This is a genomic window from Pseudoalteromonas sp. MMG007 (genome assembly GCF_018100985.1).
In the GTDB taxonomy this organism is placed as follows: domain Bacteria; phylum Pseudomonadota; class Gammaproteobacteria; order Enterobacterales; family Alteromonadaceae; genus Pseudoalteromonas.
The window spans coordinates 69212-82335 of the sequence record NZ_JAGJEI010000006.1 but is presented as its reverse complement, the minus strand read 5'-3'; the positions used below and the strand labels follow the sequence as shown (position 1 = coordinate 82335).

General features: G+C 38.3%; 15 protein-coding genes. 3 read left to right on the top strand and 12 right to left on the bottom strand.

What is annotated here, in order from left to right; all coding sequences use genetic code 11:
• Nucleotides 1-17: 17 nt before the first annotated feature.
• Nucleotides 18-938, top strand: a complete 921-nt coding sequence (locus J8L71_RS09485; RefSeq protein ID WP_211000328.1) for a TraB/GumN family protein — start codon at nt 18-20, stop codon at nt 936-938.
• Between the two features lie 123 nt (nt 939-1061).
• On the opposite strand, the gene trpS is transcribed toward J8L71_RS09485, so the two are convergent.
• The 3 genes from trpS to rpe are packed head-to-tail and all read right to left on the bottom strand — an operon-like array spanning nt 1062 to nt 3448.
• Nucleotides 1062-2066: a tryptophan--tRNA ligase gene (trpS, locus tag J8L71_RS09480; RefSeq protein ID WP_211000327.1), complete on the bottom strand. Its 1005-nt coding sequence runs from the start codon at nt 2064-2066 to the stop codon at nt 1062-1064.
• A gap of 33 nt (nt 2067-2099) precedes the next feature.
• Nucleotides 2100-2765, bottom strand: a complete 666-nt coding sequence (locus J8L71_RS09475; RefSeq protein WP_211000326.1) for a phosphoglycolate phosphatase — start codon at nt 2763-2765, stop codon at nt 2100-2102.
• Nucleotides 2765-3448 (bottom strand): ribulose-phosphate 3-epimerase, encoded by a 684-nt coding sequence (gene rpe, locus J8L71_RS09470; RefSeq protein ID WP_211000325.1) that lies wholly within the window; start codon nt 3446-3448, stop codon nt 2765-2767. The genes J8L71_RS09475 and rpe overlap by 1 nt, the downstream gene beginning before the upstream one ends.
• Nucleotides 3449-3662: 214 nt before the next feature.
• Between rpe and J8L71_RS09465 the strand changes: the two genes are divergently transcribed.
• Together J8L71_RS09465 and J8L71_RS09460 are read left to right on the top strand one after the other, a co-directional pair.
• Nucleotides 3663-3959 (top strand): hypothetical protein, encoded by a 297-nt coding sequence (locus J8L71_RS09465; RefSeq protein ID WP_211000324.1) that lies wholly within the window; start codon nt 3663-3665, stop codon nt 3957-3959.
• A gap of 3 nt (nt 3960-3962) precedes the next feature.
• The gene (locus tag J8L71_RS09460; RefSeq protein WP_211000323.1) at nt 3963-4148 is read left to right on the top strand and encodes a DUF2970 domain-containing protein; all 186 of its coding nucleotides are present in this window, start codon (nt 3963-3965) and stop codon (nt 4146-4148) included.
• Here the strand turns inward: J8L71_RS09460 and J8L71_RS09455 are convergent.
• The 9 genes from J8L71_RS09455 to J8L71_RS09415 all read right to left on the bottom strand — a co-directional run bounded on the left by J8L71_RS09455 (nt 4105) and on the right by J8L71_RS09415 (nt 13002).
• Complete coding sequence (locus J8L71_RS09455; protein WP_211000322.1) at nt 4105-4962, bottom strand: Dam family site-specific DNA-(adenine-N6)-methyltransferase; 858 nt, start codon at nt 4960-4962, stop codon at nt 4105-4107. The genes J8L71_RS09460 and J8L71_RS09455 overlap by 44 nt on opposite strands.
• A gap of 53 nt (nt 4963-5015) precedes the next feature.
• Nucleotides 5016-6350 (bottom strand): AAA family ATPase, encoded by a 1335-nt coding sequence (locus J8L71_RS09450; protein ID WP_211000321.1) that lies wholly within the window; start codon nt 6348-6350, stop codon nt 5016-5018.
• Entirely contained in the window at nt 6350-7420 is a 1071-nt protein-coding gene (gene aroB / locus J8L71_RS09445; protein WP_211000320.1) for a 3-dehydroquinate synthase, read from the bottom strand. Before aroB ends, J8L71_RS09450 begins: the two co-directional genes overlap by 1 nt.
• A 28-nt stretch (nt 7421-7448) precedes the next feature.
• Nucleotides 7449-7967, bottom strand: coding sequence for a shikimate kinase AroK (gene aroK, locus J8L71_RS09440; RefSeq protein WP_004589350.1), 519 nt, complete (start codon nt 7965-7967; stop codon nt 7449-7451).
• Between the two features lie 184 nt (nt 7968-8151).
• A complete protein-coding gene (locus J8L71_RS09435; RefSeq protein ID WP_211000319.1) occupies nt 8152-10245 on the bottom strand; it encodes a type IV pilus secretin PilQ family protein in 2094 nt (697 codons plus the stop codon).
• On the bottom strand, nt 10232-10771 hold the full coding sequence (locus tag J8L71_RS09430; RefSeq protein WP_211000318.1) for a pilus assembly protein PilP: 540 nt from the start codon (nt 10769-10771) through the stop codon (nt 10232-10234). Before J8L71_RS09430 ends, J8L71_RS09435 begins: the two co-directional genes overlap by 14 nt.
• Nucleotides 10768-11373, bottom strand: a complete 606-nt coding sequence (locus J8L71_RS09425) for a type 4a pilus biogenesis protein PilO (RefSeq protein WP_211000317.1) — start codon at nt 11371-11373, stop codon at nt 10768-10770. The genes J8L71_RS09430 and J8L71_RS09425 overlap by 4 nt, the downstream gene beginning before the upstream one ends.
• Nucleotides 11363-11935, bottom strand: a complete 573-nt coding sequence (locus tag J8L71_RS09420) for a PilN domain-containing protein (RefSeq protein ID WP_211000316.1) — start codon at nt 11933-11935, stop codon at nt 11363-11365. Before J8L71_RS09420 ends, J8L71_RS09425 begins: the two co-directional genes overlap by 11 nt.
• Complete coding sequence (locus tag J8L71_RS09415; RefSeq protein WP_211000315.1) at nt 11923-13002, bottom strand: pilus assembly protein PilM; 1080 nt, start codon at nt 13000-13002, stop codon at nt 11923-11925. Before J8L71_RS09415 ends, J8L71_RS09420 begins: the two co-directional genes overlap by 13 nt.
• Between the last annotated feature and the right edge of the window lie 122 nt (nt 13003-13124).

Sequence of the window (13124 nt, the reverse complement as noted above, 5' to 3'; positions counted from 1 at the left end):
TACACTAAGGAATTGATATGAAAAGCTTCACAAAAAAAATAGTTTCAGCCAGTGTTTTACTTAGCTGCAGCCTTCTAGCTTCTGCGGCGCAAGCTCAAAGCTCTGTATGGCAAGTAAGTAAAGGGAATGACTCATTATTTATTGGCGGTACTGTACATATATTACCAAAGTCAGAAATGCCTCTACCTACAGAGTTTGGCCATGCCTATGCACAAGCAGATACTATTTTTTTAGAAGCACCACTCACTGATCCATCAGATGCAACGGCTCAAATGCAAATGCTAAAGGCGCTATCATATTCAAATAACGTAAAATTGAGCCAAAAATTAGACCCTCAAGTTAAAGCTTCGCTTGAGAATAAACTTAGTGAGTTTGGGGCTAACCTTTCAAAATTAGATAGTTTTCGCCCAGCAATGGTTAGCATTATTTTAATGTCGATGGAGCTACAAAAACAGAACTTATTAGGTGAAGGCGTTGATGCGTACTTTGCTAAAAAAGCGACTAAAGATAATAAAACAAAATGCTACCTAGAAACAATGGAGTTCCAACTAGAACTTTTCAAAGCTATGGGGCAAAACAACGAAAATAATTTTATTAAATATAATTTAGCCCAACTCAATAACTACGGCGATATCTTCAAAAAACTTGTATCTGCATGGCGTGAAGGTGATACCAACACACTAAATCAAGTAGCTATAAAAGAAATGCAGAAAACCGACCCTAACTCTTATAAGCAACTGATAAGCGATAGAAATAATAACTGGCTACCAAAAGTTGAAGCGATGTTTGGCAACGATGAAAGCGAATTTATACTTGTCGGAGTAGCCCACCTGGCAGGCCAAGATAGTTTACTTACATTGCTTGAAAACCAAGGTTATACGGTTTCTTTATTAGATGTTGATAACGTAGTAGCTGCAACTACGAAAGAGGCTGAATAATGGATAAAACAGATAAGTTAGCCATGTCATTGCTACTTATCTTTGCATCTTTAATGCTGATAAGTGTTGTATAAAAAAAATGCCGCTAAATATAGCGGCATTTTTACTTTAAACTAAATCAAATTATGTACGAGGAATAAACCCTAGTGCATCGTAAACCGATTTAAGAGTTTTTTCTGCACGTACACTGGCCTTTTCTGCACCTGCTTTCATGATGCTATCAAGTAGGTTTTGATCTTCTCTGATCTCTTTAAAACGTGCTTGGATTGGCTCAATCATATTTACTACCGCATCGGCAGTGTCTTTTTTCAGATGGCCGTACATTTTACCCTCAAACTCAGGCACTAAATCTTCGATTGAGCGCTTAGTCGCTACGCTTAATAAAGTAAGTAAGTTAGAAACACCTGGCTTTTCTTTGCGATCAAAGTAAATACGCGCTTGCTCATCTGAATCGGTTACTGCTTTTTTAAGCTTTTTCTCAATCTTTTTAGGTTCATCTAATAACATGATGTAACCGTTAGGATTTTCGTCAGACTTAGACATCTTTTTAAGCGGGTCTTGAAGGCTCATTACGCGGGCGCCAAACTCAGGAATATATGGCTCAGGTAATTTAAATACATCGCCATACAAGTTATTAAAGCGAGTAGCTATATCTCGAGTTAACTCTAAATGCTGCTTTTGATCGTCCCCTACTGGTACTTGATCAGCTTGATATAATAAAATATCGGCTGCTTGTAATACTGGGTACGAAAATAAACCTACGTTTACATTGTTAGCATGCTTAGATGATTTATCTTTAAACTGGGTCATGCGGTTTAGCTCGCCCATTTGTGCGTAACAATTTAACACCCATGCTAGCTGTGCATGCTCTGGCACTTGTGATTGAACAAAAAGCGCAGACTTTTCAGGGTCAATACCGCATGCCGCATATAAAGCTATACCATCTAGCACACGAGTGCGCAGCAACTCTGGCTCTTGGCGAACAGTAATTGCATGTAAATCAACAAGCATAAAGAAACTTTCGTGGTCTTCCTGTAGCTTTAGCCACTGGTTAATAGCGCCAACATAGTTGCCTATTGTCATACCACCGGTTGGCTGAATGCCGCTTAAAACTACTGGTTTACTCATGATTTTCCTTTAGTGTTTAGTTAGTTAAAAATTTTAACGCTGTGTAAGTGTCGGTATTATATCTAAGAAGTTATCGCATAGGTACTGCGGATTAAAATCGCTTAGCTTTTCGCCTTGGTTGTAGCCATAATTTAAAGCTATAACATCAATTTTAGCGGCATGTGCAGCGAGTATATCGCTTTTAGAGTCGCCAATCATAATGGCTTTGCTTGGTTCAACATTTAACTTGTTACATGCAAATAACAGAGGCTCTGGTGATGGCTTTTTTACCATGTCGTCACCACATACAATTACTTCAAAATGGCTAGTAAGAGAAAGCTTATCCAGTAGTTTTTCGGTAAATATACGTGCTTTATTAGTAATTAATGCTTTTGGCATGCCTCGTAATGCACTAAGACCCGTTTCTACATGCTGGTACAGTACACTGTACTCACCAACTTGCTGCTCATAATGTTGATAAAACAAAATAATGGCTTTATTACTAAGTGTTTCATCAAGATGTTCACTTATTTGCATATCGCCACTAAGTGCACGCATTACTAATGTTTCAACGCCATTTCCTACCCAGCTCTCTACAAGGCTTTGGCTAACAATAGGAAAAGCTAAATCGCTAAGCGTTAAATTTATAGCTATGTATAAGTCGTAAACGCTATCAACTAAAGTGCCATCAAGATCAAATAAAGCTACATCGTATTTCATTACTTTACACTTCCTAGCTGCTCACGCATTTGATCGATCACTACTTTGTAATCAGGCTGATTAAAGATTGCAGAGCCAGCTACAAACATATCGGCTCCTGCTTCTGCCGCTGCAGCTATGTTATCAACCTTAATACCGCCATCTACTTCTAAGCGAATATCACGGCCTGATTCAATAATACGCTGCTTAGCTTGTGCTAACTTTTCAAGTGTATGAGGTATAAAGCTCTGCCCGCCAAAGCCTGGATTAACCGACATTAGCAATATTGTATCTAGTTTATCGATAACATGGTCGAGGTAACTTAAACTAGTAGCAGGGTTAAATACTAAACCCGCTTTACAGCCATGATCTTTTATTAACTGAATTGTGCGGTCAATATGCTCGCTAGCCTCTGGATGAAAAGTAATAATAGAAGCACCAGCCTCAGCAAACAAAGGTATAATACTATCTACAGGTTTCACCATTAAATGCACATCAACAGGCGCGGTTACACCATAATCTCTTAGAGCTTTACACACCATAGGACCAATAGTGAGATTAGGCACATAATGATTGTCCATTACATCAAAATGCACTACATCAGCACCTGCAGCGAGAACTTTATCTACATCTTCGCCCAGTTTTGCAAAGTCAGCCGATAAAATTGAAGGCGCTATTAAGTATTTTTGTTCAGGGTTTAACATAGTAATCCGTCAATCAGTTAAGTATGGCCTTAATGTAACGTAATTGCTGACGTTTCCCAAGCAATACGCGGCAAATTAGGTATAACTAAAAATACCAATTTAAATACATAAGTATTTATTTATAAACAGTTTTAGCTATTATAGGTAAATATTAGTTTGTTATTTATACAGCTTTTGTTATTATTAAAAAAGTAACTAATTTTAGGCTAATATTATGCGTGCATTTAAAACAGGGATCTTAATTGCGTCGGCATTATTATTTATTGGAGCAATTAGTTTTGCACCAAGCTCTGAGCAAGATTTAAGCTTAGTTAATAATTGCCAGCATCAAACCGTAAGCACTAATTCACAAAACGTGATTGCATGTGCAAAAGTAGAAGAAGACTCATCGTGGTTTTCATGGCTAACGGGCGATAGCCGCAGTGCTCAATTTCATTATTTAGATTTACTAGAGCTTTTAACTAGTTCTGAAGAATCTAAAAACCCGCCTTCGTTAAAACCTCTATTTTAAATAATGTTGCAGCTTATTAGCGCGTTTCAAAGTGTGCTAGCTGCATTTTTTGGTGTTCAATCAGAACATAAACGCAAAGCTGACTTTAAACAACACTCTCCAGTCACTGTTATTACAATCGCAATGATACTTTTTATAGTTTTTATTATCGTAATTTACGCAGTGGTTGCTTGGGTGCTAAATACATAGCCATTAGCTCATCAACTTTGTTTCGTGATCCGCCTTTAGGGCTAATAGTCCGCTTTACTTTAATTTGTTCAAGCGATGCTTGGCTATAAATTTTTCGCGTCCATACCGTATCGTGATTAGAAATAAGCACTGGTGTATTATTTTCAAATGCAGCTTGCTCGGCCAAGTTGGCGAGATTTGCTTGATCATCTAAATTGAACCCTCCTTTAGCGTACGACGTAAACGAAGCCGTTTTACTTAATGGCACATAAGGTGGATCGCAATAAATAACAGCGTTACTGGGTACTAACTTAAAAACGTCGTCGTAACCTAAGCAGGTAAAAGTAGCTTTTTGTGCTTTTTCTGCAAAAAAGTACATTTCTTTTTCAGGAAAGTAAGGCTTTTTATATTTACCAAACGGTACATTAAAAATACCTTTTAAGTTATACCTACAAAGCCCATTGTAACCATGGCGATTCATGTATAAAAAAAGCATAGCCCTTTCATATACATCGCTACTTTGATTAAACTGTACTCGGTATTCGTAATAAGCATCTGCGTGGTTATTCAAATCAACAAATAACTTTTTGGAATCACTAATAAACTCGTCAGGCGAGTTTTTTAGTTCTTTATACAAATTGATTAGATCAGCATTTATATCGTTGAGAATATAGTGTTTAAAACTACTATTTAAAAACACCGAACCAGCACCAACAAAAGGCTCAACCAGCGTATCAGCATGCTTGCTAGCTTTATTTAATCGCGCATTTATATCTTCAACGAGGCTGTACTTTCCGCCGGCCCATTTAAGGAAGGCTCTACTCTTTTGTTGCATTGGCTCTTTACTTCAATCTGCTGTTGCGCGATTTTACACTAAAGTAGTGTATTTTACTGATCAACAAGTGCAATTTCTTGTTTTATTTTACTCATTTTTTTATAGAAAGGTTTGTTTTTTCTAACCTGAGCAGGCAAATTGGCCATCGCCGATTTTGCTTCGTTTAAACTGGTAAAATTACCAAAAGTAACCACCCACCACATCTTATTATTACGCATTGTTTGATAGGTATGAGTGTGCTCTTGTAGATTATATTGAGCAATAAATTCATCACTTACTTTTTGCTGAGTTACTGCAAGTAATTGTATAACCAAACTGGCATCAGCTTGGTTTAAGTACCAACTAGTATTTAAATCAGTCCTAGGCTGCCCTGCTTTATTTACTATTTCAGCTATTGGCGTTTTAGACTCATTAATATTTAAGTTACTCGCCTTATTGTTCTGAGCATCATTAACAGTGATCTTGTCTTGGTTTGTAAGACTTTGCATAATAGCGGGAACATCATTGATGTGTACTTTTTCAGACACTGATTGCTCAGGAGCTATTTGAGCTAATGAGGGGTTACTTATTGCTTGTTCGTTTTTGACACTCGCTTTAGCTACTTGTTCTACAGGGATTGCGGTAGTTAGCACTTGCGGCTTTTCTTGCTGATAGTACTCCTGCCACCACTGCGTCATGTCTGACTTATAAAGCAAACCAATTATTAAAAGCATAATCAGCAACATTAAAATCAATAAATGCAAACGCCAAGAGACTTTATCCTTTACAATTACATCAGCAACATGTTCATTGGGCTGCCAAGCTAGCAGTAAACTCGGATTGCCGTGTGCTTCAGCCAAAAACGTACTAAATACAGGATCCTCATCATAGGGTAAATCAGTAAAGTACCACTGCATCAACATCTTACTTTCTTTAAGTGTTAATGCTTCTAAGTAAATCTCAACGGCATTACTGATAGGTAGTTTAGATTGCGAAGCAATCATAATATACAGAGTATTAGGACTGTTTTTTGAAAGTAACTCCAGCTCAACTAACATTTCATCAGACAACTGTTTGCCACCATCAAGTACCCACAAGCAAGGCCCACACGGTTGTTGTTGCAGTAGCTGATAATAATTTTCAGACAGACTCAAGGTATGATCGATTAGCGGAGAATTAAAACTTTGCTCTAATAAGTCACTCATCAGCTGAGCGTCAGTTGTTTGGGCACTTATATGCACAAATGCTTTATTAAAGTCGTTATACTTATCGGTAATGAAGGTTTCGAGCATATAGCTTTTACCAAGCCCAGAAGTGCCTAGTAATACAATTAAGTTTTGCCCGTATTCAAATTGCAGAGCAATTCTATCCACCAACGCCGCACGGCTTGGTAAAATTTGCGCCTGCATTATTGCTCGATTAACGCTCTAACTTGGTCGTCGGATACGTCATCTACCAATGCGCATTGACCAAATTGAGTAGGTAAAATAAAGCGGATAGTGCCTTTTTTATTCTTTTTGTCTTTACGCATGTGCGTTAAAAACTGCTCACTAGTCATTTCGCTTGGAATTTCGGTAGGTAAGTCGTAAAGCTTAAGTAACGCTATTATCCTACTTACTTCACTTTTCGATAAGTCACCACGAGTATGTGCAAGTTTTGCAGCTAATACCATTCCCGTTGCTACAGCTTCTCCATGCAGCCATGCTCCATAACCCATTTGAGCCTCTATTGCATGAGCAAATGTGTGGCCTAAATTAAGTAATGCACGAAGGCCATTTTCTTTTTCATCTTGTGCAACGATAAGCGCTTTAATTTCACAACATCTATAAATGATGTGCTGCAAACTTGCTTCATCTAGCCGCTGTAGATTTTCTACATTTTGCTCAATAAAAGAAAATAGCTCGGTATCGTAAATCAGGCCATACTTAATAACTTCGGCCATACCTGCTGCAAATTCGCGCGCTGGTAATGTATGAAGCGATTTAGTATCAATAAAAACAGCTTGCGGCTGATAAAACGCCCCAATCATGTTTTTACCCAACGGGTGATTTACAGCTGTTTTTCCCCCTACTGATGAATCGACTTGCGATAAAACAGTAGTTGGAATTTGTATAAATGGCACACCGCGCTGGTAACACGCAGCGACAAAACCAGTTAGATCGCCAATAACACCACCGCCTAATGCAATTAAGCAGGTGTCTCGACCGCAGTTGTTTTGCAGTAAAAAAGCAGATATTTTTTCAAACCATTCTAACGACTTATATTGTTCACCGTCAGGAATGATAAAAGAAAGAGGATTCAGTTCAGCTAACGAATCAAGCAAACCTTTTAGATATAAAGGCGCTACGGTGTCGTTAGTAATGATGATAGGCCGACAATCACCAATATGGTGAACAAGGCGGCCATTATCTTGAAGTGCAGATTGACCAATAAAAATAGGATAACTTCGCTCGTCCAAATTAACAGTTAATTCAAGCATGCTTTGTTATTTCCTTTATTATTGGTTTTTAAAAATCTAATTTCTCGATGATTTGGTTAGCAACAACTTTAGCGCTTTGCTCATCAGTGCGTACAACAAAATCGGCAACTTCTTTGTATAGTGGCTCGCGTTCTTCTGCTAAGCGCTCTAGTACATTACGAGGTGCTTCTTCAGTTTGCAGTAATGGGCGACGCTTGTCGCGTTGCGTGCGTGCAACTTGTTTTTCTATAGGTGTCTCTAGGTATACAACGATACCACGAGCCGAAAGCTTGTTTCGAACTTCTTTGCTCATTACTGAACCACCACCGGTAGCAAGTACAATACCTTGCATTTCGGTTAAATCGCCAATAACAGACTCTTCTCGAAGTCTAAAGCCTTCTTCACCCTCAAGATCGAACACCCATGCAATATCTGCACCTGTGCGGCGTTCGATTTCTTGATCAGAATCAACAAATTCAAGGTGTAATTGGTCAGCGATGTGACGACCAATCGTGCTTTTGCCAGCCCCCATGGGGCCAACTAGAAATATATTACGTTTCTCAGCCATATCTTTTAGTACAAACGAACTCTAAAATTTGAAATAAAACCCCGCCTAACGACCTGGCCCCAAAATTAAGGAGGGGATTATCTCAGTAATTGCCGGGGTATTTCAAGTCAATTAGAATAAAAAGCCATATAACGAGCAATTAATCTAAATAATTGCCCATTGATTAACAAAATAGCACTAAATTTTAGTCTATTTGTATTTTTGGCGTCACGAAAATGAGTAGTTCACGTTTTTCATTGAACTCACTCGTACTTTTAAACAACCTTCCTAAGTAAGGAATATCACCTAAAACTGGTACTTTATTTGTAGTATTTATTATTTGCTGTTGAAATATTCCACCCAGCACTACAGTTTGGCCATTTTCAACAAGCACTTGTGTTTGGATTTCTTGAGTATCAATAGATACCGCTTCACCTGTACCCGTTTGTACTGTGTCACCCCGAGTATCTTGCGTTATTACTAGATCCAAAATAACTTTATTATCAGGCGTTATGTGAGGCGTAACCTCTAAACTCAATACAGCCTTTTTAAAGCTTACCGTCGTTGCACCACTTGAGGCAGACTCTGTATAGGGAATTTCAGTCCCTTGCTCAATTCGTGCTTTTTGTTGGTTTGCTGCAATAATGCGTGGGCTTGCAATAATCTCGCCTTTATTTTCCTCTTCGAGTGCGCTTAACTCTAAGTCTATTAAAGTACCATTCGCCAACTTAGCAATATGTAAACCAATACTCGCCGCAGGATTAGTAATCGGTAAGTTTACGTTTAGCCTATCAGTTAAATCTGGAATGGTACCGTTAGATATAGTTTCTGCCCCCTCAAGTGAACCAGAAATGCCATCGCTATCTTGCTGATCGCTAAAACCCCAGCGCACGCCTAAATCCTCAGTGACATTGTCGCGTACAGTGACCATACGAGACTCAATAACAACTTGCTGGACCGGAATATCAAGAGTTTCAATCATACGTCGAATATTCTCAATACTCTTAACAGTATCTTTTATTAATAAAGTATTAGTACGTAGATCTACCGATACACTACCGCGAGCAGTGATGATACTGTTTGTATCTGTTTTTAATAGATCAGCAAAATCTTCTGCTTTAGCATAATTTAATCGAATATATTCACTATAAAGCGGCTCTAAGTCTTCAACTTGTTGCTTAGCTTTTAGATCTTTAGCTTCACGTGCTGCAAGCTCCTCTGCAGGCGCCACCATTAGAATAGACCCATCCATGCGCTTATCTAAGCCTTTAATGCGTAGTACTACGTCAAGCGCTTGATCCCATGGCACACCATCTAAACGAAGTGTGATATTACCGGTTACTGAGTCACTTGTTACAAGGTTAAAGTCGTTATAGCCTGCAATAATTTGTAATGCTGCACGAACAGAAATATCTTGAAAGTTTAAGGTCATAGGACGACCTTGATACTCAATCCCACCATCTAAATACGCGTTTTGTGTCCCATCTTTTTCTACAGTGAGTGTTAAAATATTATCTATTTGCTGATAGGTAAATGTAAATTGAGCATTGGGTTCAATAACAACTCGACTTAAACCTTCTTCTTTAAACGTTTCGATATTGCTTACAACAGTACCGAAGTCTAAAACATCTAGTTCATAAAGTAAGTCATCTAAAATATCTGTATGGTGAAAATCAGCATAAATTTTGCCGCCGCTCTCATGCACTTCAATTGCGGCTTGAGTGTCCTGTAAAAATACGAGTACCTTTGCTTCGCCTTTCTCACCTCGTCTAAAGTCAATTGATTGAATTCGATTTATGTAATTTCCACTTACATTATTTGAATCCACAGCAACATCTTCACTATCAGACTCTGTTAGTGGATTTTCTGACACACGTATTGACACTAGATTATTATGAACCTCAGTTTCATAAATTTTTAACCTATCAAGATTTACGCTTACTTTAAGGCCCTCGTCAGTCAAAATATTGGTCACGCTGCTGATGCCCGCTTGGTTGACAGCAACATCATTTAAACCCACTTCAAGCTCAGCGGTATCAAAAAACATCTCAATGCGGGCTGGACTATTAAAAACCTGCACTTTTGGTTCAAGCGTTAATTCTTCATCAAAAACAAGCTGTAATTCAGTCTCACCTTTGAGGAGCGGATTATAACGAACATCATAAAGTAGTGGCCCTGCAATGGCTGCATTTGCGGTTATTAAAGCGATTGCCGCCAATAATGACCGTGAAATGCTTTTAAGCCAAAGTACATCCTTATGCATGTTATTTTTACCTTTTTTATTATTAATCTGCGCCATCTATTGCCGCCTCTAACATTTCTAATTTAGTCAGGCGCTCTTTCCAACAACCAGACCCATCAGGAATTAATTCCACCAATTCTATATAATCATTATTTACTACTTGCACTTTCCCATCGTAACTACCAAGGTAATTTCCAACAGTTACGCGGTGTAGTGTGTCGTCTGCCGCAGTTATTAATGCCCAAACTTGGCCGCTAGAGCCAATAGTGCCTTTCATAGCTAAGTTGTCTAGTGGGTATTTTTCTAAGGGCTCACGGCGGCGCTCTGGATCAGGGTGCAAACAGTTCTTTATTTGTGTTAGTTTATTTTGAATTATTTCTGGCTGCGGCGCTACAAAGGGACTACGTAGTCGCTCAGCACTATATTCAAAAATTTCGAATTTAGTCAGCTCCGGAATTGATTCTACTTTTGCCGTAGTACTTGCTTTTACTTGGTCTATAAACTCTCTTTGTTCTGAGGTGTCATCATTACAACCACTCAGAACTAAAACAATGACTACTGATATAAGACGAAGGAGATTCATTTTTTTCTCCCTTCTTCATAACGGTATGTTTTGGCCACAACACTAAATGTTAGTTGTTTATCGCCTGATGATAAAATAGAGAAATCATGCAAGCTCACAATACGCGGTAACTGAGCGACTTTCCCTACAAACTCACCAAATTCATGATACGTACCTATTACTTCTATTTTTATAGGTAGCTCTGTATAAAACTCTTTTTCTACTTCAGGAAGCCAACCAATTTTTAAAAACGTCAGCCCACTGGTTGTACCTACATAAGATAAATCATCTAATAAACCCGGTGTTTCGTTTGAGGTGGGTAAGCGCTTCAATAGTTGAGAAAATTTCTCTTCCATATCAATCATTTGCTGTCGGTAAATGTCAAGTTTGCTTGCTACTGCGTATTTAGTCCTGTAAGTAGTACGTAGCTCAATTTCTTTAGCCACTGCACTGTGGTAACTATCAATTTCATCAGAGACTAATAAGCTATAGCTAAAAAATAAAACAAGCAAAGTCACAAATGCGCAACAAATTGCTTTAACTGCAACCGGCCAATCGCCAATATTATCGAGCTCAATCTCATTCCAATCTATTTCGCTTAGCGCTTTAAAATCAAGGCTCATCGCTAACCTCACCAATTTGGTCAAAAGGTTTTACATAAAACTCCATATTAAAATCACTGAGTAAACGCGAAGATTGAGCACCGGCCACAATGCCCTGCATTGATGGACGCTCTAATAAATATGAACTTTGAACTTGGCGAAGCATTGTTGATAAACGGTTATTAGACTCACTACGCCCTTTAACGTGAATTTGACTTCCTTTACGCTCAAGTTTTGTTAAATAAACACCTGCAGGCACTATTTTAGCTACTTCATCCATTATCTGAGTACCCAAATTTCGGCTACCCTGTAATTCTTCAATAAGCCTCATTCGCTGCTGTAAGTTTTCTTTCTTTTTATCCAACCCTCTAATTTCACTTATTTTTTTATCTAGCGTGCTAATTTCTGAACTTAAATAATTATTTTTTAAATTTTGTCCATCTTTTAAGGCGCTGTAATAAGAGCTGAGTAAGTACATACATGCGAAACAAATCATAACAACACCAATTAGCATGATTACAAACTTTCTTTTAGATTCTTCACGCTGTAGCTCACGCCAAGGGAGTAGATTTATATGTGGCATGATGAAAAACTCCTTAATGCCAGGCCCGTTGCTATCGCAAACTGCGTCCTATGACGCTGCATTACATTACGATCTACTTTTGGTGAGATTTCCATATTAGTAAAGGGCTCTGCAACTACGGTATGGATACCTAGTTCTTCGATAAGTAATCGATCAATACCTTTAATCATCGATGTACCACCAGTAAGTACAATATAATCAATTTGCTCTTTTCCACTGGTCGTTAAAAACATTTGTACTGCACGACGAACTTGCTGCAGCAATGATGTCTGAAAAGGCGCTAATACTTCAAATGTATAATTAGGCGGCAAATCCCCTGACGTTTTACCGATTTCTGCCTCATCAAAGCCTTTATTGTAATAGCTAACAATGCTGCTGGTGTATTGATCCCCCCCAAATACTTGATCTCGGGTATAAATGGTTTCACCAGCTTGAACAACACTAACAAGCATGAGTACTGCGCCAATATCAATCACTGCTACACACTGATTAAATGCGTCACTCGGTAACTGTTGATAGTAAACATCCATAGCTCTACTTAATGCGTAGCTTTCAACATCAACTATTTTAGCTTCTAAGTTAGCTGTTTCAAGCGCACCAACACGAGCCTCTACACTTTCCGTTCGAGCGGCTGAGAGCAATACATTCATTTTGCTCGGATCGGCCTCATTGGTAGAGAGCTTTTCAAAATCTAAACTCACTTCATCAAGAGGGTATGGAATTAAACTATCGGCTTCAATTTCAATTTGCGATTCAAGTTCAGCATCAGTTAACGATACATCCATGAAAATTACTTTGGTGATAACCGTTTGGCCCGAGACAGCCACAGCAGCAGATTTTAGCGACTTAGGTAACTTTCTTTTTAATTTTAAAATTACGTTTCCTATCGCTTCAATATCTTGAATAGAGCGCTCATTTATAGCGCCTTTTGGCATAGGTTCAATTGCAAGTGCTTCTAGTCGAAATCCCGTTTCAACCTCACGTAAAAGCACAGCCTTAATTGAGTGCGATCCAATATCAATCCCTACCATCATCGGTGACGGCTTTTGAAATAGTTGACTTAGCATGTTTGCAACTTGGCCTTTGTTTTAATAATAAACAAGTTATAATTTTTATCTGAAAAAATATTATTCATTTTTTAATCAATATATACTAGCAGTCAAAACTCGCAATTGGGAGTCCATTTAGG

Coding starts and splice junctions, on each gene's coding strand:
- trpS (WP_211000327.1), bottom strand. CDS start 2,066: ATGAGTAAACCAGTAGTTTTAAGCGGCATTCAGCCAACCGGTGGTATG.
- J8L71_RS09475 (WP_211000326.1), bottom strand. CDS start 2,765: ATGAAATACGATGTAGCTTTATTTGATCTTGATGGCACTTTAGTTGAT.
- J8L71_RS09430 (WP_211000318.1), bottom strand. CDS start 10,771: ATGAATCTCCTTCGTCTTATATCAGTAGTCATTGTTTTAGTTCTGAGT.
- J8L71_RS09485 (WP_211000328.1), top strand. CDS start 18: ATGAAAAGCTTCACAAAAAAAATAGTTTCAGCCAGTGTTTTACTTAGC.
- J8L71_RS09415 (WP_211000315.1), bottom strand. CDS start 13,002: ATGCTAAGTCAACTATTTCAAAAGCCGTCACCGATGATGGTAGGGATT.
- J8L71_RS09425 (WP_211000317.1), bottom strand. CDS start 11,373: ATGAGCCTTGATTTTAAAGCGCTAAGCGAAATAGATTGGAATGAGATT.
- aroK (WP_004589350.1), bottom strand. CDS start 7,967: ATGGCTGAGAAACGTAATATATTTCTAGTTGGCCCCATGGGGGCTGGC.
- J8L71_RS09420 (WP_211000316.1), bottom strand. CDS start 11,935: ATGCCACATATAAATCTACTCCCTTGGCGTGAGCTACAGCGTGAAGAA.
- J8L71_RS09465 (WP_211000324.1), top strand. CDS start 3,663: ATGCGTGCATTTAAAACAGGGATCTTAATTGCGTCGGCATTATTATTT.
- J8L71_RS09450 (WP_211000321.1), bottom strand. CDS start 6,350: ATGCAGGCGCAAATTTTACCAAGCCGTGCGGCGTTGGTGGATAGAATT.
- J8L71_RS09460 (WP_211000323.1), top strand. CDS start 3,963: ATGTTGCAGCTTATTAGCGCGTTTCAAAGTGTGCTAGCTGCATTTTTT.
- J8L71_RS09435 (WP_211000319.1), bottom strand. CDS start 10,245: ATGGCGCAGATTAATAATAAAAAAGGTAAAAATAACATGCATAAGGAT.
- J8L71_RS09455 (WP_211000322.1), bottom strand. CDS start 4,962: ATGCAACAAAAGAGTAGAGCCTTCCTTAAATGGGCCGGCGGAAAGTAC.
- aroB (WP_211000320.1), bottom strand. CDS start 7,420: ATGCTTGAATTAACTGTTAATTTGGACGAGCGAAGTTATCCTATTTTT.
- rpe (WP_211000325.1), bottom strand. CDS start 3,448: ATGTTAAACCCTGAACAAAAATACTTAATAGCGCCTTCAATTTTATCG.